Origin of the sequence: Rhodococcus sp. T2V (assembly GCF_029269925.1) — a bacterium.
In the GTDB taxonomy this organism is placed as follows: domain Bacteria; phylum Actinomycetota; class Actinomycetes; order Mycobacteriales; family Mycobacteriaceae; genus Rhodococcus_F; species Rhodococcus_F koreensis.
The window spans coordinates 47,273-68,171 of the sequence record NZ_JARJBD010000026.1; the positions used below are offsets into that span (position 1 = coordinate 47,273).

22 protein-coding genes and 2 tRNA genes are annotated in these 20,899 nt (G+C 66.9%); 15 read left to right on the forward strand and 9 right to left on the reverse strand.

All coding sequences use genetic code 11. The features are described 5' to 3' along the window. Window positions 1–53: 53 nt before the first annotated feature. A complete protein-coding gene (locus P3H15_RS22175; RefSeq protein WP_276139221.1) occupies window positions 54–557 on the forward strand; it encodes a helix-turn-helix domain-containing protein in 504 nt (167 codons plus the stop codon). A gap of 101 nt (window positions 558–658) precedes the next feature. Further along, complete coding sequence (gdhA, locus tag P3H15_RS22180; RefSeq protein WP_276139222.1) at window positions 659–2,002, forward strand: NADP-specific glutamate dehydrogenase; 1,344 nt, start codon at window positions 659–661, stop codon at window positions 2,000–2,002. Window positions 2,003–2,061: 59 nt separating this feature from the next. Here gdhA and P3H15_RS22185 read toward each other — a convergent pair whose 3' ends face one another. The 3 genes from P3H15_RS22185 to P3H15_RS22195 are packed head-to-tail and all read right to left on the reverse strand — an operon-like array spanning window position 2,062 to window position 4,596. Further along, complete coding sequence (locus tag P3H15_RS22185) at window positions 2,062–2,271, reverse strand: hypothetical protein (RefSeq protein WP_276139223.1); 210 nt, start codon at window positions 2,269–2,271, stop codon at window positions 2,062–2,064. A gap of 12 nt (window positions 2,272–2,283) precedes the next feature. Further along, entirely contained in the window at window positions 2,284–3,456 is a 1,173-nt protein-coding gene (locus P3H15_RS22190) for an acyl-CoA desaturase (protein ID WP_276139224.1), read from the reverse strand. 30 nt (window positions 3,457–3,486) lie between these two features. Beyond that, a complete protein-coding gene (locus P3H15_RS22195) occupies window positions 3,487–4,596 on the reverse strand; it encodes a ferredoxin reductase (protein WP_276139225.1) in 1,110 nt (369 codons plus the stop codon). Between the two features lie 118 nt (window positions 4,597–4,714). Between P3H15_RS22195 and P3H15_RS22200 the strand changes: the two genes are divergently transcribed. The 3 genes from P3H15_RS22200 (at window position 4,715) to P3H15_RS22210 (ending at window position 6,953) form a co-directional block, all read left to right on the forward strand. Next, on the forward strand, window positions 4,715–5,425 hold the full coding sequence (locus tag P3H15_RS22200; protein WP_276139270.1) for a TetR family transcriptional regulator: 711 nt from the start codon (window positions 4,715–4,717) through the stop codon (window positions 5,423–5,425). Between the two features lie 23 nt (window positions 5,426–5,448). Next, window positions 5,449–6,297 (forward strand): alpha/beta fold hydrolase, encoded by an 849-nt coding sequence (locus tag P3H15_RS22205; protein WP_276139226.1) that lies wholly within the window; start codon window positions 5,449–5,451, stop codon window positions 6,295–6,297. A gap of 77 nt (window positions 6,298–6,374) precedes the next feature. Next, window positions 6,375–6,953, forward strand: a complete 579-nt coding sequence (locus P3H15_RS22210) for a DUF4203 domain-containing protein (RefSeq protein WP_276139227.1) — start codon at window positions 6,375–6,377, stop codon at window positions 6,951–6,953. On the opposite strand, the gene P3H15_RS22215 is transcribed toward P3H15_RS22210, so the two are convergent. After that, window positions 6,950–8,275, reverse strand: a complete 1,326-nt coding sequence (locus P3H15_RS22215) for an MFS transporter (RefSeq protein WP_276139228.1) — start codon at window positions 8,273–8,275, stop codon at window positions 6,950–6,952. The genes P3H15_RS22210 and P3H15_RS22215 overlap by 4 nt on opposite strands. Window positions 8,276–8,402: 127 nt before the next feature. Here P3H15_RS22215 and P3H15_RS22220 point away from each other — a divergent pair, with 127 nt between their 5' ends. Genes P3H15_RS22220 through cmrA form a run of 3 tightly spaced genes read left to right on the forward strand, consistent with a single transcriptional unit; the run spans window position 8,403 to window position 11,796 of the window. Next, window positions 8,403–8,936: a PadR family transcriptional regulator gene (locus P3H15_RS22220; RefSeq protein WP_276139229.1), complete on the forward strand. Its 534-nt coding sequence runs from the start codon at window positions 8,403–8,405 to the stop codon at window positions 8,934–8,936. Window positions 8,937–8,949: 13 nt separating this feature from the next. Further along, the gene (locus P3H15_RS22225) at window positions 8,950–10,974 is read left to right on the forward strand and encodes an NADPH-dependent 2,4-dienoyl-CoA reductase (protein ID WP_276139230.1); all 2,025 of its coding nucleotides are present in this window, start codon (window positions 8,950–8,952) and stop codon (window positions 10,972–10,974) included. 18 nt (window positions 10,975–10,992) lie between these two features. Beyond that, a complete protein-coding gene (gene cmrA / locus P3H15_RS22230) occupies window positions 10,993–11,796 on the forward strand; it encodes a mycolate reductase (protein ID WP_095865085.1) in 804 nt (267 codons plus the stop codon). On the opposite strand, the gene P3H15_RS22235 is transcribed toward cmrA, so the two are convergent. After that, window positions 11,797–13,533, reverse strand: a complete 1,737-nt coding sequence (locus P3H15_RS22235; protein ID WP_276139231.1) for a helicase HerA-like domain-containing protein — start codon at window positions 13,531–13,533, stop codon at window positions 11,797–11,799. It lies immediately after the preceding gene. 85 nt (window positions 13,534–13,618) lie between these two features. Between P3H15_RS22235 and orn the strand changes: the two genes are divergently transcribed. Both orn and P3H15_RS22245 read left to right on the forward strand, forming a co-directional pair. After that, a complete protein-coding gene (orn, locus tag P3H15_RS22240) occupies window positions 13,619–14,218 on the forward strand; it encodes an oligoribonuclease (RefSeq protein WP_276139271.1) in 600 nt (199 codons plus the stop codon). 85 nt (window positions 14,219–14,303) lie between these two features. Then, window positions 14,304–14,379: transfer RNA gene (locus tag P3H15_RS22245), tRNA-His, on the forward strand. A gap of 63 nt (window positions 14,380–14,442) precedes the next feature. Here the strand turns inward: P3H15_RS22245 and P3H15_RS22250 are convergent. Beyond that, on the reverse strand, window positions 14,443–15,681 hold the full coding sequence (locus tag P3H15_RS22250) for an Ig-like domain-containing protein (RefSeq protein ID WP_276139232.1): 1,239 nt from the start codon (window positions 15,679–15,681) through the stop codon (window positions 14,443–14,445). 289 nt (window positions 15,682–15,970) lie between these two features. Here P3H15_RS22250 and P3H15_RS22255 point away from each other — a divergent pair. Next, a tRNA-Lys gene (locus P3H15_RS22255) sits at window positions 15,971–16,043 on the forward strand. Window positions 16,044–16,199: 156 nt separating this feature from the next. Here P3H15_RS22255 and P3H15_RS22260 read toward each other — a convergent pair. Next, on the reverse strand, window positions 16,200–16,421 hold the full coding sequence (locus P3H15_RS22260; protein WP_206010578.1) for a DUF3618 domain-containing protein: 222 nt from the start codon (window positions 16,419–16,421) through the stop codon (window positions 16,200–16,202). Window positions 16,422–16,597: 176 nt separating this feature from the next. Between P3H15_RS22260 and bcp the strand changes: the two genes are divergently transcribed. Then, on the forward strand, window positions 16,598–17,071 hold the full coding sequence (bcp, locus tag P3H15_RS22265; RefSeq protein ID WP_276139233.1) for a thioredoxin-dependent thiol peroxidase: 474 nt from the start codon (window positions 16,598–16,600) through the stop codon (window positions 17,069–17,071). A gap of 26 nt (window positions 17,072–17,097) precedes the next feature. Here the strand turns inward: bcp and P3H15_RS22270 are convergent, their stop codons facing one another. Further along, a complete protein-coding gene (locus P3H15_RS22270) occupies window positions 17,098–17,853 on the reverse strand; it encodes a TetR/AcrR family transcriptional regulator (protein ID WP_276139234.1) in 756 nt (251 codons plus the stop codon). 59 nt (window positions 17,854–17,912) lie between these two features. Here P3H15_RS22270 and P3H15_RS22275 point away from each other — a divergent pair, with 59 nt between their 5' ends. The 3 genes from P3H15_RS22275 (at window position 17,913) to P3H15_RS22285 (ending at window position 20,431) form a co-directional block, all read left to right on the forward strand. Next, on the forward strand, window positions 17,913–18,893 hold the full coding sequence (locus P3H15_RS22275) for an ATP-binding cassette domain-containing protein (protein ID WP_276139235.1): 981 nt from the start codon (window positions 17,913–17,915) through the stop codon (window positions 18,891–18,893). After that, window positions 18,890–19,660, forward strand: a complete 771-nt coding sequence (locus P3H15_RS22280; protein WP_276139236.1) for an ABC transporter permease — start codon at window positions 18,890–18,892, stop codon at window positions 19,658–19,660. The genes P3H15_RS22275 and P3H15_RS22280 overlap by 4 nt, the downstream gene beginning before the upstream one ends. A gap of 81 nt (window positions 19,661–19,741) precedes the next feature. Next, on the forward strand, window positions 19,742–20,431 hold the full coding sequence (locus P3H15_RS22285) for a TetR family transcriptional regulator (protein ID WP_012688360.1): 690 nt from the start codon (window positions 19,742–19,744) through the stop codon (window positions 20,429–20,431). Window positions 20,432–20,499: 68 nt separating this feature from the next. Here P3H15_RS22285 and P3H15_RS22290 read toward each other — a convergent pair whose 3' ends face one another. Continuing rightward, window positions 20,500–20,892 (reverse strand): holo-ACP synthase, encoded by a 393-nt coding sequence (locus P3H15_RS22290; RefSeq protein ID WP_009474123.1) that lies wholly within the window; start codon window positions 20,890–20,892, stop codon window positions 20,500–20,502. Window positions 20,893–20,899 lie beyond the last annotated feature (7 nt).

Here is a 20,899-nt window from a genome sequence, read left to right on the forward strand (position 1 = left end):
AACTAACAATGCCGACGACAGTAATCCCTATTAGTTGGAAAACACAACCCTCTATGATGGGAAGCATGAGCAACGGCGACACCCAGCCAGCAACACCCGAGATCGTCATGGACCGCATGCCCCTGGCGCCGAGGCCGTGCGCCATCGCCGCCACCATGGAATTGATCGGCGACCGCTGGTCGATGCTGGTGATCCGCGAACTGTCCTACGGCGTGCACCGCTTCGACCGGATCGCGGGCTACATCGGCGTCTCCCGCGACATCCTCACCGCGCGACTGCGCAAGCTGGAGGAGGTCGGCGTCATCGAACGCAGGCAGTACTCCGAGCACCCACCCCGCTTCGAGTACCACCTCACCCCCGCGGGCGAGGACCTGCGGCCACTACTGCTCTCCCTGTTCCAGTGGGGCAGCAAATGGGCCGTCGACGAGGCCCCGTCGGTGCTCGTGCACGAGTGCGGGCACTCGCTGGAACTGGAACACCGCTGCGCGCACTGCGGCGAGGCCGTCGAGAACACCACTGTCGCAATGCATTCCCGCACACCCCGACGGGAGCCCTGACCTCCCCCGCACGGCCCGATACAGGACCTCCTGACAGCGGTCTATAGTCTCCGATGTAAACGTCAGGTAAAGAATTCCTCACACGTCAGGCAGGTGAATCGGTGTCAACGCGCGACCGGGTAGCAGAGATCTACGAGCAGGTCCGCCTGCGGAACGCCGGAGAACCCGAGTTCCACCAGGCAGCCGCGGAGGTCTTCGAATCGCTCCAGGTCGTGCTCGAGCACCGTCCCCACTACGCCGATTCCGGACTGATCGAGCGACTGTGCGAGCCCGAACGCCAGATCATCTTCCGGGTGCCGTGGGTCGACGATTCCGGCAACGTGCACGTCAACCGCGGTTTCCGCGTGCAATACAACAGTGTGCTCGGCCCCTACAAGGGTGGCCTGCGGTTTCACCCCAGCGTGAACCTGGGAATCGTGAAGTTCCTCGGGTTCGAGCAGATCTTCAAGAACGCCCTCACCGGACTCCCGATCGGCGGCGGCAAGGGCGGCTCCGACTTCGACCCCAAGGGCCGTTCCGAGGCCGAGATCATGCGCTTCTGCCAGTCGTTCATGACCGAACTGCATCGCCACATCGGTGAATACACCGACGTGCCCGCAGGTGACATCGGGGTCGGCGGGCGCGAGATCGGTTACCTGTTCGGCCAGTACAAGCGCCTCACCAACTCCTACGAGTCGGGCGTCCTCACCGGCAAGGGACTCACCTGGGGCGGCTCGCAGGTGCGTCGCGAGGCCACCGGGTACGGCGTCGCCTACTTCGTCGCCGAGATGCTGAAGACCGCGAACAGTTCACTCGACGGCAAGACCGTCGTCGTCTCCGGTTCCGGGAACGTCGCGATCTACGCAATCGAGAAGGTGCACCAACTCGGCGGAATCGCGATCGCGGCCTCCGATTCCGCCGGATACGTCGTCGACGAGAAGGGCATCGACCTCGACCTCCTGAAAGAGATCAAGGAGGTGCGGCGCGGACGGATCAGCGAATACGCGGACACCGTGCCGCACGCCCGGTTCGTGCCGAACGGTTCCATCTGGGACGTGCCGTGCGACGTCGCGCTCCCCTGTGCCACCCAGAACGAACTCGACGAAGCAGCAGCCAAGACCCTGGTCACGAATGGTGTGCAGGCGGTGGCCGAGGGCGCGAACATGCCGACCACCCCGCAGGGCGTCCAGGTGTTCCGCGATGCCGCCGTGGCATTCGCGCCGGGCAAGGCGGCCAACGCGGGCGGGGTCGCGACATCGGCACTCGAGATGCAGCAGAACGCATCCCGCGACTCGTGGGGCTTCGAATACACCGACGAGCGATTGGCCGGGATCATGCGCGGCATCCACGAACGGACCGTCGCCACGGCCGCAGAGTACGGCATGCCGGGCGATTACGTGCACGGCGCGAACATCGCCGGTTTCGTGAAGGTCGCCGACGCCATGATCTCGCTGGGCGTCATCTGACAGAAGCTACAAGGTGGGGCGCGCCCGTCGCCGGCCGCGCCCCACCCCGGACAACGACGTCAGTCGACCGTCTCGCCCTCGTCCTCGTCTTCGCGGGCCTTCTTCGCGGCCTCGCGCATCTCGATACCGTCGGACACCCAGTCGCCGATCTCCCGGGTGACGTCCCGGACGGCGCCCGCGATGATCGTCGCGATCTGGCCCACGTGCGTGGCCGCCGACTCCGTCAACTCCTGCACGGTGTCCTTGCGCCGCTCGAACTTCCCCACCATGTGTTACGCCTCTCAGGCTGCAGTCTTCTGCCGCTCGACGATAACACCGGGAGGGGCGTCGGACGAGACGAGACCGGGCGGCAGTGCGAACCTGAAGATCTTCGCCCACACGGAGCCGATCTGCTTGAAGAAGCCGCCGGTGTTGTAGGGCAGGCCGTGCTTCTCGCACAGCGCCTTCACGACGGGAGCCATCTCCGGGTACCGGTGAGCGGGCAGATCCGGGAACAGGTGATGCTCGATCTGGTGTGACAGGTTGCCGGACATGATGTGGAACAGCGGGCTTCCCTCGATGTTCGCGCTGCCGAGCATCTGCCGGACGTACCATTCGCCGCGGGTTTCCTCCGCGGTCTCGTCTTCGGTGAAACTCTGCACGCCGGTGGGGAAATGGCCGCAGAAGATGATGGAGTACGCCCACACGTTGCGGATCAGGTTGGCGGTCACGTTGCCGAGCAGGGTGGGGACGAACAGCGGCCCGGTGAGCGCCGGGAAGATCACATAGTCCTTGAGCACCTGCCTGCCCGCCTTGCGCCACCAGCCCTTCAGCAGCGGCTTGACGTCGTGCCACTTCCGCTTGCCCTGGATCACGTTCTCCGCTTCCAGGTCGTGCATCATGACGCCCCACTCGAACAGCATCATCAGCAGGAACGCGTAGACCGGGTTCCCCAGGTAGTAGGGGTTCCACTTCTGCGCCTCGTCGATCCGCAGGATGCCGTAGCCGATGTCCCGGTCGCGGCCCAGGATGTTGGTGTACGTGTGGTGCATGTAGTTGTGGGAGTGCTTCCACTGATCGGCCGGGCAGACGGTGTCCCATTCGAACACCCGGGAGTTCAGGCCGGGTTCACGCATCCAGTCGTACTGACCGTGCATGACGTTGTGGCCGATCTCCATGTTGTCGAGAATCTTCGACACGCCGAGGGCGCCGACGCCGGCGATCCAGGCCGGCGGGAAGAAGCCGAGGTACATCAAACCGCGGCCTGCGACCTCGAATCCCCTCTGGGCCTTGATGATCTTGTAGATGTACTCGCGATCCTCGGCGCCGAGGTCCGCGACCGTCCGGTCGCGGAGGGCGTCCAGTTCCCTGCCGATCTCTTCGACCTGGTCGTGGCTGAGCACCACCGGGGCGGCGTTACGGGAACCGTCGGTGCCGCCGACGAACGGGAGGAACGAGAGTGAGAGTCCAAACATGTCGGTCTCCAAACGTTGATGTCGTGAAAGTCAGATGTCGAGGGCGACGTCGCCCACCGGAACCGAGACGCACAGTTGGATCGCCTTGTCCGAGTCGGTGTCGGTGTCGCCGGTGCGGACGTTCCTGGTGCACCCCGAGGTCTTCACCGTGGTGCAGGAGAAGCAGATGCCCATCCGGCAGCCGTACTCCGGATGAAGTCCGGCGGCCTCCGCCTGTTCGAGCAGCGTCGCGCCGGAGTTGTCCGCGGTGATGCCGCTGGCGGTGAAGGACACCGCGCCGCCGGCCTCCCCTTCCGCCGGGGCTGCGGCGGGAGCGAACTCCTCGGTGTGCAGACGGTCCTCGATGCCGAGTTCGCGGTACACCTCCCGGACGCCGCGCATCAGTCCGGGCGGGCCGCACAGGAACGTCTCCGCGTCGGCGTACCAGGGCGCCACCGCGTCGAGGTGCTCCAGACCGAAGAACCCGTGCAGGTGCCCGCCGGCCTCCTGATCGGTGCACGCCAGTACGAGGGAGACGTTGGCGTTCGCGTCCGCGAGTGCCCGCAACTCGTCGAGGTACGCGACGTCGTTTTCGGTGTACGCGTAGTGCAGAAAAGTGATGCTTCCGACGTGCTCCTCGTCGACGAGGGTGCGCAGCATCGACAGAACCGGGGTGATTCCGCTGCCTCCGCTCACCAGCAGCAGCCGGCGCGGACGAGGAGACGGAAGGGTGAATTCGCCCGCGGCCTGAGACAGGTCGAGCACGAGTCCGGGGCGCGCCTGCGCGTGCAGGTACTGCGAGACGAGCCCGTCGGGATGCGCCTTGATCGTCAACTCGACGTGTCCGTCGGTGGACGACTGTGCATTGGCAGGCGAGTAGCAGCGGGTGTGCCGAACCCCGTCGATCACGACCCCCACCTGCACGAACTGCCCCGCGCGGAATCCACGCCACTGGCGGGTGGGGCGCAGCGTGAGAGTGACGGTGTCGGCGGTGGACCGCCGGACCTCGACGACTTCGGCGCGGAGGTCGCGCACGGTGACCATCGGCGTGACGAGTTCGAGGTAGCGGTCGAGCTGGTGCGGAGTGGCCATCGCCTCGAACAACGACAGCAGCGAGAACCTGCGTCCCTCCGCCGGACGACCGGTGTGGGCAACTGACACGTCAGCCTCCTCCATTTGAGTGCACGCTTGTACACTGACAATAGTGTGACAGAGGGAGACAGGAACTTGTCAATCACAATGTGACCGCACGCACACCCGAGGCGGGGATCGGATGCGCATGCCGGACGACGAACGCGAACACCCGGAGGTGGTGGCGGCGCTCTCCCCCGCGAATACACTCACTGCCGTGAGTCAGTCGACCGGCGCCGAACCCGAGAGCAGGGCAGCGCGGAAGGAGCGCACGAGGAAGGCCCTCCTCGACGGCACGCTCGACCTGATGGCGGACCGCAGTTTCGCCGGCGTGAGCCTGCGCGAGATCGCCCGCACCGCGGGAATCGTGCCCACCGCGTTCTACCGCCATTTCGCGTCCATCGAGGAACTCGGCGTGGTGCTCGTCGAGGAGGGCATGCGGATTCTGCGGCAGATGCTGCGCGACGCCCGCCGCACCCCGAGTACCAAGAGTGCAGGCGCGTCGCTCGACATCCTCGTGCGGCAGGTCCGCACCCACGAGGCGCAGTTCCGGTTCCTCAGCCGCGAACGCTACGGCGGCGTCCCGGAAATTCGCCGTGCGATCGCAACCGAGATGAAGCTGTTCGTCAGCGAACTCACAGTCGACCTGTCCCGCATCGACGGCCTGCAGAACTGGGACCACGACGACCTGGAGATGGCGGCCGACCTCATCGTGTCCACCATGTTCGCCGTCGTCGTCGATCTCCTCGAGGCCGATCGTCCCGGAAGCCGAAGCGAGGCCGAGGTCGTCGCGCGCGCCGAGCGGAAACTACGCCTGATCATGCTCGGCATGAGCGGGTGGAATCCCGGAAAGAAGTAGGTCGCCCGCCGTACGGTGGGGGCATGTTGCCAACCTCGGAACACGCGCACGTCACCCTCGGAGATCTGACGATCGACGTCACGACCAGCGGTCCGGACGACGGGACCCCCGTCGTTCTGCTGCACGGGTTCCCGGAGAGCGCCGCGTCCTGGGCCCCCGTGAGCGCTCTGCTGAACGAATCCGGTCTGCGGACGTATGCGCCGAACCAGCGTGGCTACTCGCCCGATGCGCGACCCGACGGAGTCGACGCCTACCGGATCGACCACCTCGTCGCGGACGTCGTCGGGCTCCTCGACGCGCTCGGCCTCGACACGGCGCATCTCGTCGGCCACGACTGGGGCGCCGCCGTGGCGTGGATCGTCGCGGCGCGGCACCCCGACCGGATCACCTCGCTCACCACCGTCTCGGTGCCCCATCCCGCCGCGTTCGGCTGGGCGTTGCGCGAGGACGCCGATCAAAAGGAACGCTCCTCCTACATCCGCCTCCTGAGAACCGAGGGCAAGGCCGAACGGGTCCTGCTCCGCGACGACGCGCAGGCGCTGCGCGCGATGTTCGGCGACGTCGTCGCGCCGGCACTCGTCGACGAGCATGTCGCACTGCTCGGCGAACCGGGAGCGCTGACCGCCGCGCTGAACTGGTACCGGGCGATGACGAGCGACTTCGCGGAGACACCCGCCGTCACCGTTCCCACGACGTACGTCTGGAGCACCGGCGACATCGCAATGGGTCGCGCGGCGGCCGAGCGGTGCGGTGAGTTCGTCGATGCGCCGTACGAATTCGTCGTCCTGGACGGCGCCACGCACTGGATCCCCGAGGAGTGCCCGGAGGCACTCGCGAAGGCGATCCTCGATCGCGCTCGGGCGACTGGATAATCGGCAGTTCCCCTCCCTCGGCGGCGACACGTCTGGTGTGATGGCACTACTCGTCTCGTGCACCCTGGGAGGGCACCATGAGTGGCATCGCAATCCTTGTGGTCGGCGCGGTTCTGTGCTTCGCCGGTGTCGGTTCACTGCACGTCGCCGTTCTCGCCTCCGGGTTCGGCCTCGGCTGGCTCGTGTCCGACCTGCTGTCGCTGTCGCTCGGAACGACGTTCCTGGTCGCGGCGATCGGTGCGGTCGTGGTGTGGGCGGCCACCACTCTGGTCTTCAAGTTCGCGGCATTCTTCATCGGGATCATCGCGGGCGCGGTGATCGGAGCGAAGCTCAGTCGCGTTCTGCAACCCGATGACGCCAGCTGGATCCTGAGCGGAATCGTGATCGTCGCGCTCGCCGTCGCCTGCGGGTTCGTCGCCGACCGGTACCGGGCGCGGGCGCTGCTGTGGCTCACGGCACTCGGCGGCGCCAGCTTGGTGCTGACCGGGCTCGGCCTGGCCATCCCCCCGCTACGTTTCTTGGAGGATCCGAACGAGGGCACCCAGCAGTTCTTCGCCACGCTGATCTGGATTGCCGTGGCGGCGGGGGGCTGGCTGACGCAGCGGCGGCTGTTCCCGGAGAAGCTCCGGATCGACGACAATCGCGCGCGGCGCTAGTCGCGCTCGGGCGCCTTCACCACGGTCAGCGCGGCGAGCCCGATCCCGAGCACGATCACCAGGCCGATGATTCCGGCCCGATCCGCCGCGAACCACCAGGCGAACAACCCGAACAGGGTGGGCGAGAGGAACGACACCGCGCGACCGGTGGTCGCGTAGAGACCGAACATCTGGCCCTCCCGGCCGGGCGGTGTGATCCGGGCCAGGAATGTGCGCGCCGACGACTGCGCGGGACCGACGAACAGGCACAGCAGCAGTCCGAAGATCCAGAACAGAACCGGTCCCGACACCGCCGTGAGGACGACACCGACGACGATCATCGCGATGAGGGACGTCATGATCACGGTCTTGGGGCCGATCCGGTCGTCGAATCGGCCTGCGGTGAGCGCGCCGAGCGCGGAGACGACGTTGGCGGCGACACCGAACAGCAGCACGTCCCCGGCGCTGATGCCGTAGACGTTGACGGCGAGGACGGCGCCGAACGTGAAGACACCGGCCAGTCCGTCGCGGAACAGCGCACTCGCCACCAGGAAGTACACGGTGCGCCGGTCGGCGGACCAGAGGTCGCGCAGATCCCGCCACAACACTCGGTACGACTCGACGAAGCCGGCCTTGTCCGCGCCCGGGTCCGCGTGCGGACGGGCCAGCTCGGGGACCTTCAGCAGGACGGGAATCGCGAAGACCGCGAACCAGACGGCGGCCAGCAGCGCCACCATCCGGATGTTCAGGCCGCCGTCGGTGGTGAGTCCGAGGAATCCCCGAGTGTCGCCGTCACCGGCGATGAATCCGAAGTAGCACAGCAGCAGGAGCACGATTCCACCGAAATAGCCCATCGCCCAGCCGAACCCGGACACCCGGCCGATGTTCGCCGGCGTGGACACCTGCCTGAGCATCGCGTTGTACGGGACGCCGGCCAGTTCGAAGATCACCGAACCCGCGGCCAGTAGCACCAGTCCGAGCCACAGGTACTGATAGGAGTCGCGGACGAGGAACATCGCCGCCATGCACCCGACCGTCGCGAAGGTGAGAACGCCGAGCGCCCATTTACGTCGTCCCGCAGCGTCGAATCGCTGCCCGGTGACGGGGGCGAGCACGGCGATGAGGAAGCCCGCGATGCCCAGCGACCATCCCAGCCACGTGCTCGCGGAGATCGACCCCGGCAGGTCCTCCCCCACGGCGTCCGTCAGGTACACGGAGAAGACGAACGTGAGGATCACGGCGTTGAAGGCCGCCGAACCCCAGTCCCACAGCCCCCACGCGACGACCTGTCTACGCGTCGCGGCCTCGCCGATCCCGGCCGGCGGACGAACGTCGGTGCTCATGCCCGCGAGCCTATGCGAGTGAACGGAGAGTTCGTGCGGTCTGACGCGACGAGCGTCCCGTTCGGACGGGAGGAACTAAGTGTGCACTCAGTTGCATACGCACCTCGTTGCATACATACTTCGGTTCGTGGCACTCGAACATGCGCTCCTCGTCTCCCTGACCGAGCACTCCGGCTCGGGTTACGAATTGGCGCGCCGGTTCGACAGGTCCATCGGCTTCTTCCAGAGCGCCACCCACCAGCAGATCTACCGCGTCCTCAAACGCATGGACGAGGCGGGATGGGTCGACGCCGAGGTGGTGGCGCAGGACGGTCGACCCGACAAGAAGGTGTACCGGGTCAGTGCGGCCGGAAGCGCGGAACTCGCGCGATGGATCGCCGAACCCACCGAGCCCAACCACCTGCGCAACGAGCTGGCAGTGAAGATCCGCGCCACTCGACACGGTGACGTCGCCGCACTCACGGCCGAGGTCGCCCGCCACCGCGACGGCCACGCCGCCCGGCTCGAGGTCTACCGCATGATCGAAAAACGCGACTTTCCCGCACCGGACCAGCTCTCCGGCGCAGCCCTGCACCAGTACCTCGTCCTGCGCGGCGGAATCCGCGTCGAGGAGGGGTTCGCCGACTGGTGTCAAGAAGTACTCGACGCGCTCTCACAATAAGGACACGCCGCCAATGACACAGTTTCCCCAGCTGCTCGCCCCTCTCGACCTCGGCTTCACGACGCTGAAGAACCGGGTGATCATGGGCTCCATCCACACCGGACTCGAGGACCGCGCCAAGGACGTCCCCCGGCTGGCGGAGTACTTCGCCGAGCGCGCCCGCGGAGGGGTCGCGCTGATCGTCACCGGCGGTTACGCGCCCAACCGGACGGGCTGGCTGTTGCCGTTCGGCGCGAAGCTCACCAACCGTGCCGAGGCCCGCAGGCACCGCGCGATCACGAAGGCGGTGCACGACGAGGGCGGCAAGATCGCCCTGCAGATCCTGCACGCAGGCCGGTACAGCTACCAGCCGTTCAGTGTCTCCGCCTCGTCGATCAAGGCCCCGATCAACCCGTTCCGGCCCCGCAAACTCACCGGCCGCGGCGTCCGCCGGCAGATCCGCAACTTCGTTCGCTGCGCACGGCTCGCGCAGCAGGCGAATTACGACGGCGTCGAGATCATGGGCGGCGAAGGCTACTTCGTCAACCAGTTCCTGTGCGAGCGCACCAACAAGCGCACCGACGAGTGGGGTGGGACTCCCGAGAACCGCCGCCGGATGGCCGTCGAGATCGTCCGCCGCACGCGCGAGGCGGTCGGCCCCGACTTCATCATCATCTTCCGCCTGTCGATGGCCGACCTCGTGGAAGGCGGTCAGACCTGGGACGAGATCGTCGCGCTGGCACAGGAAGTGGAGACGGCGGGCGCAACCATCATCAACACCGACATCGGCTGGCACGAATCGCGCGTCCCCACGATCGTGACGTCGGTACCGCGGGCCGCGTTCGCCGACATCACCGGCAAACTCGAGAAGCACGTGACCATCCCCGTCGCCGCGTCGAACCGGATCAACATGCCCGAGGTCGCCGAGGAGATCCTGACCCGCGGTGACGCACAGCTGATCTCGATGGCACGCCCGATGCTCGCCGACCCCGACTGGGTGCGGAAGGCGGAGGCGGGCACCCCCGACCAGATCAACACGTGCATCGCGTGCAACCAGGCGTGCCTCGACCACGCCTTCGTCCGCAAGCACGTGTCGTGCCTGCTGAATCCACGCGCAGGCAGGGAGACGGAACTGACGCTCTCCCCCACCCGGACCGCGAAGCGGGTCGCCGTCGTCGGCGCAGGCCCCGCGGGACTGTCCGCGGCGCTCGGTCTGGCCCAGCGCGGCCACTCGGTGACCCTGTTCGAGGCGGATTCGGAGATCGGCGGCCAGTTCGGCATCGCCCGCAAGATTCCCGGCAAGGAGGAGTTCGCGGAGACCATCCGGTACTACACCCGCCAGCTGCCGCTCGCCGGTGTCGACGTCCGGCTCGACACCCGCGTCACCGCGGCCGAGCTGGTCGGCACGTACGACGAGGTGATCGTCGCGACCGGCGTCACGCCCCGCGTCCCGTCCATTCCGGGGATCGACCACCCGAAGGTGCTCACGTATCCGGAGGTCGTCCGGGGCGGCAAGCCCGTCGGACGGTCGGTCGCCGTGATCGGGGCCGGCGGGATCGGCGTCGACGTCAGCGAGTTCCTCACCCACGAGCACTCCCCGACGCTCGATCTGAAGGAATGGAAGCAGGAGTGGGGTGTCACCGAACCCGAGGCCGCGGCGGGCGCTCTCACCACACCCATTCCCGAACCGTCGCCGCGTGAGGTGTACCTGCTGCAACGCAAGAGCGGCCGGATCGGCGCGGGACTCGCGAAGACCACCGGCTGGGTCCACCGGGCGGCGCTGAAGAGCAAGGGCGTCCAGGAACTGTCCGGGGTCAACTACGAGCGCATCGACGACGACGGCCTGCACATCACGTTCGGCGCCAAGCGGGAGAAGCCCCGCACCCTCGCCGTCGACAACGTCGTGATCTGCGCGGGCCAGGAATCGGTGCGTGACCTCGTCGACGACCTGACCGTCGCAGGCGTCACCACCCACGTCATCGGCGGCGCGGACGTCGCCGCCGAACTCGACGCCAAGCGCGCCATCGAGCAGGGCACCCGGCTCGCGGCCCGCATCTGACGCACTACGCTGCTGACCGTGAGCTTGCCGAACCCCACCCCCAGTGCCCGCGCCGTCGTGACCGGCGCCTCGTCCGGAATCGGCGAGGCGCTGGCCGCCGATCTGGCCTCCCGGGGCCACTCCCTGATCCTCGTCGCGCGCCGCGGCGAGGTGATGGAGTCCCTCGCCGGGACCCTGCGCGACCAGTACGGCGTCGAGGTCGACGTGCGCGCGTGCGACCTGTCCGATCGGGACGCGCGGGCCGCACTCGTCACCGAACTGGCGGGCCGTGAGGTCAGCGTCCTGTGCAACAACGCGGGTATCGCCACGTTCGGGCCCGTCGCCGGACTCGACCCCGCGTACGAGCGGGCCCAGGTGGAACTCAACGCCGTTGCGGTGCACGACCTCACCCTCGCGGTGCTGCCCGGGATGATCGAACGCGGGTCCGGGGCGATCCTGATGGTCGGCTCGGCGGCGGGCAACATGCCCATCCCCCACAACGCCACCTACGCGGCCAGCAAGGCGTTCGTCAACACGTTCTCCGAATCGCTGCGCGGCGAACTCAAGGGGACGGGCGTGAATGTCACCCTGCTCGCCCCCGGCCCGGTGCGCACCGAGGAGCCCGATCCGGCGGATGCGTCGATCGTGGACAGGCTGGTGCCCGACTTCCTGTGGATCTCCAGCGAATACACCGCCAAGGTGTCGCTCGACGGCCTGGCCGACAACAAGATGCGCGTCGTGCCCGGCATCATCAGCAAGGCGATGTCCGTTGCCGGGCAGTACAGCCCGCGCGCGGTGGTCGCACCGATCGTCGGGACGTTCTACAAGAAGCTGGGCAGTTAGTCACCGCCTGCGACGTCGCCCCGTGCCGAAGATGCTGCGGGAGATCTCGCGGCCTGCGGCCGACGCGGCCGAGCGGAGGAAACTCTTCACCGCGGAGTTCCCGAGGATCTGCTCGGCCATGTTCGGCCCCTCCGGCTGCGCGGGCACCGGCGGCGGCAGGTCGGGCAGCGGGGGCAGGTCGAGGCCCGGTTCCGCGGCCGGCGCCCCGGCGACCTTGGCCGTCAGCTTCTCGTACGCCGACTCCCGGTCGACGGTCTGCCCGTACTTCGCATACAGCGGGCTCGACGACGCCGCAGCCGTGATCGCGTCGGTGCCGATGGTGTCCATCAGCGAGCGGGGAGGCCGAATCCTCGTCCATGCCACCGGCGTCGGCGCGCCCCGTTCCGACAGGACCGTCACGATCGCCTCGCCGATACCCAATGACGTGAGGGCCTTCCCGAGGTCGTAGTTCTCCGTGGTCGGGTACGTTCGTACCGTTTTGGTCAGCGCCTTCTGGTCGTCGGGCGTGAATGCGCGCAGCGCGTGCTGGATGCGGGCACCGAGTTGCGACAGCACCGCGTTCGGGACGTCCGTCGGCAACTGCGTGCAGAAGAACACCCCCACGCCCTTGGAGCGGATGAGCTTCACGGTCTGTTCCACTTGCTGCAGGAACGCTTTCGACGCGTCTGCGAACAGCAGGTGTGCCTCGTCGAAGATGAAGACGAGCTTGGGTTTGTCGAGATCGCCTTCCTCGGGCAGGGTCTGGAACAGATCCGCCAGCACCCACATCAGGAAGGTGGAGAACAGTGCCGGGCGCGCGGCCTGGGCACCCAACTCGAACAACGTGATCACACCCGTGCCGTCGATCACCCGGAGCAGATCCTCGGTCTCGAGTTCGGGTTCTCCGAAGAACGTGTCGCCGCCGTCGGCTTCGAGAGTGACGAGGGCCCTGAGGATCACACCGGCCGTGGCCGGGGACACGCCGCCGATGCCCTTCAGATCCGCCTTGCCCTCGTCGCTCGTGAGGTGCGCGATGACCGATCGCAGATCCTTCAGATCGAGCAACGCGAGCCCCTGGACGTCGGCCCAGTGGAAGATCAGCCCCAGCGTGGACTCCTGAGTCTCGTTGAGCCCGAGCACCTTGGCGAGCAGGATCGGCCCGAACGCGGTGATGGTCGCGCGGACGGGGATACCCAGGCCTTCCGTTCCCAGCGAGAGGAATTCGACGGGGGATCCCGCGGGCCGCCACTGGTCGTCGCCGGTCTCGGCCGCCCGGGCGGTGATCTTGCCGGTGGCCTCGCCCGGCTGTGACAGACCCGACAGGTCGCCCTTCACGTCGGCCATCACCACGGGAACCCCTGCAGCCGACAACTGCTCGGCAATACCCTGCAGCGTCTTCGTCTTTCCCGTCCCGGTGGCGCCGGCGACGAGTCCGTGCCGGTTGATCGTCGCGAGAGGGATGCGCACGCGGGCCGCCGGATCCACGGCGCCGCCCAGAACCACGGCTCCCAGTTCCAGCGCCGCACCCTCCGAGGAGTACCCGGCCGCGATGTCCGCCGCGGCACCGGACGGGGCGGCGACGCCTGCAGGAGCACGGTTCTCCGCCGCCTCCGCGTCCCTGGCCTCCTGCTCCGCCGCGTCCGCTGCTGCCGCCGCCTCCTCCGCCACCCTGGCTGCCTCGGCGGCTGCCGCCCTCGCCGCCGCCGCCCTTTCCGCCGGGGTCGAGGTCGCGTCGCCGTCCTGCGATTGCCGGGTCATCCAAGCCCTCCTCGGATCGCACACATCGGGAGAAAGTGTCCACCGCAGACCTTATCCCGTCACACACGTGACTACTGTGTTCCTGGTGCAGGACAAACTTGTGTGGATCGATTGTGAAATGACCGGGCTCCGCCTCGGTACCGACAAGCTGATCGAGATCGCGGCTCTGGTCACGGACAGCGAGTTGAACGTACTCGGTGAGGGTGTCGACATCGTCATCCACGCCGACGACGACGCGCTCGCGGCGATGCCCGACGTGGTGACCAAGATGCATGAGAACTCGGGGCTGACCGACGAGGTCCGGAAATCCACGGTCACCCTCGCCGAGGCCGAGCAGCAGGTGCTCGCCTACATCCGCGAACACGTACCCGTCGCAGGCACGGCGCCGCTCGCCGGCAACTCGATCGCCACCGACCGTGGGTTCATCGCCCGCGACATGCCGGACCTCGACACCTACCTGCACTACCGCATGATCGACGTCAGCTCCATCAAGGAACTGTCCCGGCGCTGGTACCCGCGGATCTACTTCGGTCAGCCCGAAAAAGGTCTCGCCCACCGCGCCCTGGCCGACATCAAGGAGTCGATCCGGGAGTTGAAGTACTACCGGAAGACGGCGTTCGTGTCCGAGCCCGGACCGTCTACCAGCGATATCGCCGCAGTTGTCGAGGAACTCGGGCCCGCCTGAGATACCGATTGGCTTCTCGGGCACCGGACGCGCTAGTATCTTCCTCGCCGAAGTTACTGCCCCCGGGCGGTGCCTGAAGCGCATGGTGAGTGTAGTTCAGTTGGTAGAGCACCAGGTTGTGATCCTGGCTGTCGCGGGTTCGAGTCCCGTCACTCACCCCACACGGAAAGCCCCCGGCCTCGGCCGGGGGCTTTCCTCTTTGCGATTGGTCTTCGCGCCTGCGCTCAGGCGTTGGCGTTGCCCGCCTTCCACACATCCCACGGGATGTTCCAGTCACCGAGGCCGTCCGTGCCCGACAGGGTGCCGCCCAGCGTGTTCTTGACGACGACGATGTCGCCGCGCTTCGTGTTGTCGTACACCCACTTCGCGTTGGACGGGCTGAGGTTCAGGCAGCCGTGGCTCGCGTTCGAGTAGCCCTGCTGCCCCACCGACCACGGCGCCGAGTGGAAGAAGATGCCGCTGTACGACATTCGTGTGGCCCAGTCGACGGGAGTCTTGTATCCCTGCGGGGAGTTGACGGGCACACCGTACGTGGACGAATCCATGACGAGGTTCGCGAACCGGTCGCCGATGATGTAGACGCCGTTGTCGGTGGGCGTGTCGTCCTTACCCATCGACGTGGGCATCGTCATGATGACTTCGCCGTTGCGCTCGAACGTCACCTGCTTGGTGTTGTCGTCCGCCGTCGCGACGAGGGCGTCGCCGATGGTGAACGCCGTGTGGACGTCCTCCTGACCGAACAGGCCGTCACCGAGATCCCGGCCGTACACGGCGACCTTCACGTCCACGGCGGTGCCGGGTGCCCAGTAGTTCTGCGGACGCCACCGCACCTCGCGGTTGTTCACCCAGTAGAACGCACCCTCGACGGGCGGATTCGTCGTCACCGTGATCGCCGACTCCGCCGACTTGCGGTCGGGGATGTTCTCGTCGAACTGGACGGCGATCGGCTGACCGATGCCCACGACGTCGCCCTCCGACGGCAGCACGTACGGCTTGGTGACGTTTCCGGGCGCGCTGGTGGTGAATTCGGACGTCGAGACGGTGCCGCCACCGAGCCCGTTCGCCTTCACCTCGAGCCGGTACTCCTTGTCGTAGCCCAGCGGCTCCGTGTTGACCCAGGACAACCCGTCGGGGGCGATGGCGCCGTCGACCGGTTCACCCTCCGGGTTGAGCATGGTGACCTTCGCCAGCGTGCCGTCGGCAACCGTCACCGTCACCGGCTGTCCCGGCGAGAATCCCACTGCACCATCGACTGCCGACGCCGTCAGCTTCGGCTTGATGAGTTCGGTGACCGGATTGGAATCGATCGGCGCCTCACCTTCCGACGTGACGCTGTCGGCACCGGAGACGGTGCACCCTGCGATCGACACTGCGAATACGAGTGATGCCGCCACAATCGTCGCCGTCTTCGAGACGGATCTCACCGATTGCGCCCGCATGCGCCCGCCACGCCCCACACCCATGGATAACCCCACTTCACGTCCTCGCTCCGAATTCACGTTCAAGCCGGCACGTCCCTCGCCTTCGCAAGACGAATCGGCACGTCGAGACCGTGTGGTCTCCAATGATGCCAGCCACTGGAGACCGGTTCCAACCACCCGCCGGGCCGCTCAATAACGTTCGAATATCAATCGTGACCAGCGGCGCTCTTGTTACGCACCCCCCTGCGGACGGGGTCGTCACGGGGAGTCGCGACCAGGCGATTTGCATTCCCGAGAAGCGACCCGCTAATGTTCTGTCTCGCAAGAGCGAGCGCCTATAGCTCAGTTGGTAGAGCAAGTGACTCTTAATCACTGGGTCCGGGGTTCGAGTCCCTGTGGGCGCACTTGCACGAAGGCCCCCATCCTCTCACGAGGATGGGGGCCTTTCTTGTTGTCACCATCTCACCGGACCGTGCAGGCGGTCAGATGACGAACGGGCCGCCGGAACGTGAAGTCACTGCGAACTTCACCTCCGACGGCCCGTTGTCACCGGGGGTCGTTCAGCGCAACGCCCTGCGGAGCACCAGGAGCCCTGCCACCGCACCCACGGCGATCAGTCCGTACTTGACCGCCGGCTCGTTCAGCTTCGCGATCAGCGTCCGCTTCGTGTTCTCCACGAGCCGCTTCGGGTTGGTGCGGACCGTCAATTCGTCGAGAGTGCTCGCGAGCTGATTACGCGCGTTCTCGATCTCGCGCTCGATACTCTCGGTGTCCCTGGGCACGTGTCCTCCAACTTGTTCGACTTGTTCGATCAGCGAGAGCGACGCTACCGCGACGTTCCCACACTTGAGTCAACCGTAGACGAGAACTCCCGGCCTGCGACCCCGTCTCCCCAGTCGCCATCTCCCCCAATCGCCCTTCGGCCCACTGTCGCCCCTGCCCGGTAGCCTCACTTCTCGTGACCGACAACAGCAGACTCACCCCCGGAGACACCGCCCCCGCCTTCACGCTGCCCGACGCCGACGGCAACGACGTGTCGCTCGCCGACTTCCGTGGCCGCAAGGTCGTCGTGTACTTCTACCCGGCGGCGAGCACGCCGGGCTGCACCAAACAGGCCTGCGACTTCCGCGACAATCTCGCCGACCTCAACGGCGCAGGCCTGGACGTGATCGGCATCTCCCCCGACAAGCCGGCCAAGCTCGCCAAGTTCCGCGACAACGAGGAACTGACGTTCCCGCTCCTGTCCGACCCCGAGAAGACCACCCTCGAGGCGTGGGGCGCGTTCGGCGAGAAGAAGATGTACGGCAAGACGGTGCAGGGCGTCATCCGGTCCACGTTCCTCGTCGACGAGGACGGGAAGATCGAGGTGGCCCAGTACAACGTCCGGGCCACCGGCCACGTCGCGAAACTGCGGCGGGACCTGTCCGTCTGATCGGCGCGACGGGCGGCTGCGCCTCGTCAGCCGCCCGTGAATCGTTCGATGCCGTCGAGCATCCGATCGAGACCGAACCGGAAGTCGTGTTCGAGCCAGTGCGCATCGTCGGCATCCCCCGAATCGAAGGCACCGCCCTCGATCGCCGCCCGCAGCGCGGGAAACCGCGTCTCGTCGAGCAGTAGGGGAAGCATGCGGGAGTAATCGACCTGTTCCACTCCCGCCGAGCGTTCGAGATCGAGCGCAAATCGCGCTCGCCCGATCACGAACAGCGAAACATTCAGCACCACTTGAAGTTTCCGGTCCTCGGCGAGTCCGGTGTCGGACACCGCCCGCAGTCCGGCTTCCAACCAGGCCAGGTTGTTGGGACCCGTCGGGGGCGCGGAGATGGTCACCTCCGGCCACCAGGTATGCGCCCGGACCGCCCGATACTCGCCCAGCGCCCAGGATTCGAGCCGGTCCCGCCATCCACCCGATACAACGAGCCCACTGGGCTGACCGATGGCCCGATCGGCCATCAGCTCCACCAGATCGTCCTTGCTGTCGACGTACCGGTACAGCGACATCGTGGTGAACCCGAGTTGCTTCGCGACCCGGCTCATGGACAGGCCCGCAAGACCTTCGGCGTCCGCCACCTCGATGGCCGCATCGACCACCCGTTCGAGGCTGAGCCCTTTCCGCGGTCCGCGAGTCCCCGGTTCCTCGATCCCCCATGCCAGCCGGACCGCCTTGGGCAGAGTGGCGGTGGAGCGGTCGTCGGGAAGGTCGTTCGGTGAGCGCATGCACGGGTCCACTTCGTCGGGGTCTTGCGCTCATCCTAAAACTGCGTACGCTGCACACCATGAATATACGAGATACACAGTTTTCGGAGTCGGCCATTTCAGTCCGGGGATTGCGCAAGAGCTACGGAAACGTCGCCGTCCTGAACGGCATCGACCTCGACGTGCCACGCGGCAGCGTGTTCGCCCTCCTCGGCGCCAACGGGGCGGGTAAGACGACGATGGTCCGCATCCTGTCCACGCTGACACCGCCGGATGCCGGCACGGTGACCGTCGCCGGCCACGACCTCCGGCGCGACCCGCAGGGAGTCCGGCGAAAGATCAGCCTCACCGGACAGTACGCGGCGGTCGACGACCTCCTCACCGGCGAGGAGAATCTCCGGCTCATGGCCCGGCTGAGCCACCTCGGCCGGGCGGACGGCCGGAGACGCACGCGCGAACTGCTCGAACAGTTCGACCTGGTGGACGCGGGAGCCCGCCGCGCAGGAACGTACTCGGGCGGCACGACCAGGCGCCTCGACCTGGCGATGAGCCTGATCTCCGGTCCCGACATCATCTTCCTGGACGAACCGACCACCGGACTCGACCCCCGCAGCCGTCAGAGCATGTGGGAGATGGTCCGGCGCCTCGTCGACGACGGCGTCACCGTCTTTCTCACCACCCAGTACCTCGAGGAAGCCGACCGCCTGGCAGACCGGGTCGCCGTTCTCCACGGAGGCGGGGTCGTCGCCGAGGGCACCCCCGCCGAACTGAAACGCCTCGTTCCCGGCGGCCACCTCGAGCTGACGCTCACGCAGCCGTCCGAACTGCACCACGTCGCGCGCGCCTTCGGCGACGCCGTCCTCGACACCGAGCGTCTGGCGATCCAGGTGCCCACCGACGGGAGCATCGGCCAATTGAAGTCACTCCTCGGACGGATCGACGACCAGAGTGTCACCGTCGACACGCTCTCGCTCCACGCCCCCGATCTCGACGACGTCTTCTTCGCGCTCACCGACACGTCGAACCCGTCCCTTACCCGGAACGAGGTGACAGCCCGATGACCACCGGCATACGGTCCGCCGTGGACGACGCCGCGGCCATGACCGGTCGCAGCCTCACCCGCATGCTCCGCACTCCCGAGACGATGATCATGGGCGTCGCTCTTCCGGTGATGCTGCTGCTGTTGTTCGTGTACGTCTTCGGCGGGGCCATGCAGACCCGGACCGGGTACCTCGACTACGTGGTGCCCGGAATAATCCTGCTCTGCGCCGGTTTCGGCTCCTCGCAGACCGCAGTGAGCGTCACCGGAGACATGGTGCACGGCATAGTCGACCGTTTCCGGTCCATGCCGGTCGCGCGCTCGGCCTTCCTCTTCGGTCATGTCGTGTCGAGCGTCGCACGGAACCTCGTCACGTCGCTCGTCGTGATCGGCGTCGCCGTGATCATGGGATTCCGCCCCACGGCGGGACCGATGCAGTGGCTCGCCGCGCTCGCGCTCATCGCACTGTTCATCCTCGCGATCTCCTGGCTCGCCGCCGCGCTCGGACTCGTCGCCGACAGCGAAGAAGCCGCCAACGGATTCACATTCCTCCTACTGTTCCTGCCATACGTCAGCAGCGCGTTCGTTCCCACCGACACCATGCCGAGCTGGTTGCACGGTTTCGCCGAGAACCAGCCCGTCACCCCGGTGATCGAAACGGTCCGTGGCCTGCTGCTGGGCACACCTGTCGGCGACACGGCGTTACCGGCGGTGTCGTGGTGCGCCGGAATCGCCGCCGTCGGCGCTGTGTGGGCGATCACATCGTTCACCCGCAAGACGGCCCGCTGAGTCTCTCCCGCCCAGGTGAAACCCGACGCGTCACCGGGAGGGATCTTCGGAATCCGGACGAAAGACGGATAGCCTGGGGCGGTGGAGTCTTCAGTCAGCAAGCAAGCGCCGCGCCGTGTGGATCCGGCGTTGGAGCTGCAGTCGGACCCGCAGGAACTCCTGCCGCGCAGACGTCCGACCCAGGAACGTAGCCGCCGCAAGTTCGACGCACTGCTCGCGGCATCGCGGGAGTTGCTGGTGGACGTGGGATTCGAATCGTTCACGTGCGAGGAGGTCGCCGCCCGCGCGGACGTCCCGATCGGCACGCTCTACCAGTTCTTCGCGAACAAATACGTGATCGTCTGCGAGCTCAACCGGCAGGACCTCGTCGGCGTGCAGCACGAGATCGCCCAGTTCAACGGCGAGGTCCCGTCCCTCGACTGGCTGCGGTTCCTCAATTCGTTCGTCGACCACATGGCTGGGCTGTGGACATCTGATCCGTCGAGGCGCGAGGTGTGGCTGGCGATGCAGTCGACGCCCTCGACGCGCGCCACCGGCGCCATCCACGAGAAGGCGTTCGCGGAGCAGGTCTCGCGGATGCTGGCACCGCTCACCCCGCAGACGTCGCGGGAGCGGCGCACGATGATGGCCGAGGTGCTCGTCCACGTCGTGTACTCGATGCTCAACTTCTCGGTGCAGGACAATCAGAGCCATGCGGACGCCGTCGCCGAACTGAAACGGCTGATGGTGGCGTACCTGCTGGTCGCCGAAAAGGAATCGCGCACCACCTAGGCGCTACGCACTCGTGCGCCTTTCCGGTTGCCGGAGCTACCAGAAAGGCGCACGAGCGCCGGAGGCGCCTACACGGATTCGATGACGGCGAACGCGCCGGCCATGTCTCCGTCGTGGGTGAGCGAGATGTGAATCTTCACATCGGTCAGATGCTTGGCGACGTCCCCGCGCAAGCGGATGCTCGGTCGCCCCCACGCATCCGTCACCACCTCGATCAGGTGGTGGATCATCTCGGGCAGCACCGGCGGGCTGGCGAAGAGAGACGTGGACCAGGCCTTGATCACTGCCTCCTTCGCAGCCCACCGGGCGGCGAAATGTCTAGCCGGATCGGAGCTCCGGGTCACGGCGTCCCGACGCTCGCCCGGTGTGAAGTTGTCGAGCATGGCCGTCCCTGGCCGGTCCAGCTGCTCGGCGAACTCCGACACCGTCACGAGATCGAAGCCGATCCCCAGAACTCCCATCCGTCGT

Bases quoted from the DNA above. Each gene is read 5' to 3' on its own strand.
- P3H15_RS22210 (WP_276139227.1), top strand. From the start codon at position 6,375: ATGAGTGGCATCGCAATCCTTGTGGTCGGCGCGGTTCTGTGCTTCGCC.
- P3H15_RS22235 (WP_276139231.1), bottom strand. From the start codon at position 13,533: ATGACCCGGCAATCGCAGGACGGCGACGCGACCTCGACCCCGGCGGAA.
- P3H15_RS22270 (WP_276139234.1), bottom strand. From the start codon at position 17,853: ATGCGCTCACCGAACGACCTTCCCGACGACCGCTCCACCGCCACTCTG.
- P3H15_RS22250 (WP_276139232.1), bottom strand. From the start codon at position 15,681: ATGGGTGTGGGGCGTGGCGGGCGCATGCGGGCGCAATCGGTGAGATCC.
- P3H15_RS22190 (WP_276139224.1), bottom strand. From the start codon at position 3,456: ATGTTTGGACTCTCACTCTCGTTCCTCCCGTTCGTCGGCGGCACCGAC.
- P3H15_RS22185 (WP_276139223.1), bottom strand. From the start codon at position 2,271: ATGGTGGGGAAGTTCGAGCGGCGCAAGGACACCGTGCAGGAGTTGACG.
- P3H15_RS22275 (WP_276139235.1), top strand. From the start codon at position 17,913: ATGAATATACGAGATACACAGTTTTCGGAGTCGGCCATTTCAGTCCGG.
- P3H15_RS22290 (WP_009474123.1), bottom strand. From the start codon at position 20,892: ATGGGAGTTCTGGGGATCGGCTTCGATCTCGTGACGGTGTCGGAGTTC.
- P3H15_RS22205 (WP_276139226.1), top strand. From the start codon at position 5,449: ATGTTGCCAACCTCGGAACACGCGCACGTCACCCTCGGAGATCTGACG.
- P3H15_RS22200 (WP_276139270.1), top strand. From the start codon at position 4,715: ATGCCGGACGACGAACGCGAACACCCGGAGGTGGTGGCGGCGCTCTCC.
- P3H15_RS22225 (WP_276139230.1), top strand. From the start codon at position 8,950: ATGACACAGTTTCCCCAGCTGCTCGCCCCTCTCGACCTCGGCTTCACG.
- P3H15_RS22215 (WP_276139228.1), bottom strand. From the start codon at position 8,275: ATGAGCACCGACGTTCGTCCGCCGGCCGGGATCGGCGAGGCCGCGACG.
- P3H15_RS22280 (WP_276139236.1), top strand. From the start codon at position 18,890: ATGACCACCGGCATACGGTCCGCCGTGGACGACGCCGCGGCCATGACC.
- P3H15_RS22175 (WP_276139221.1), top strand. From the start codon at position 54: ATGATGGGAAGCATGAGCAACGGCGACACCCAGCCAGCAACACCCGAG.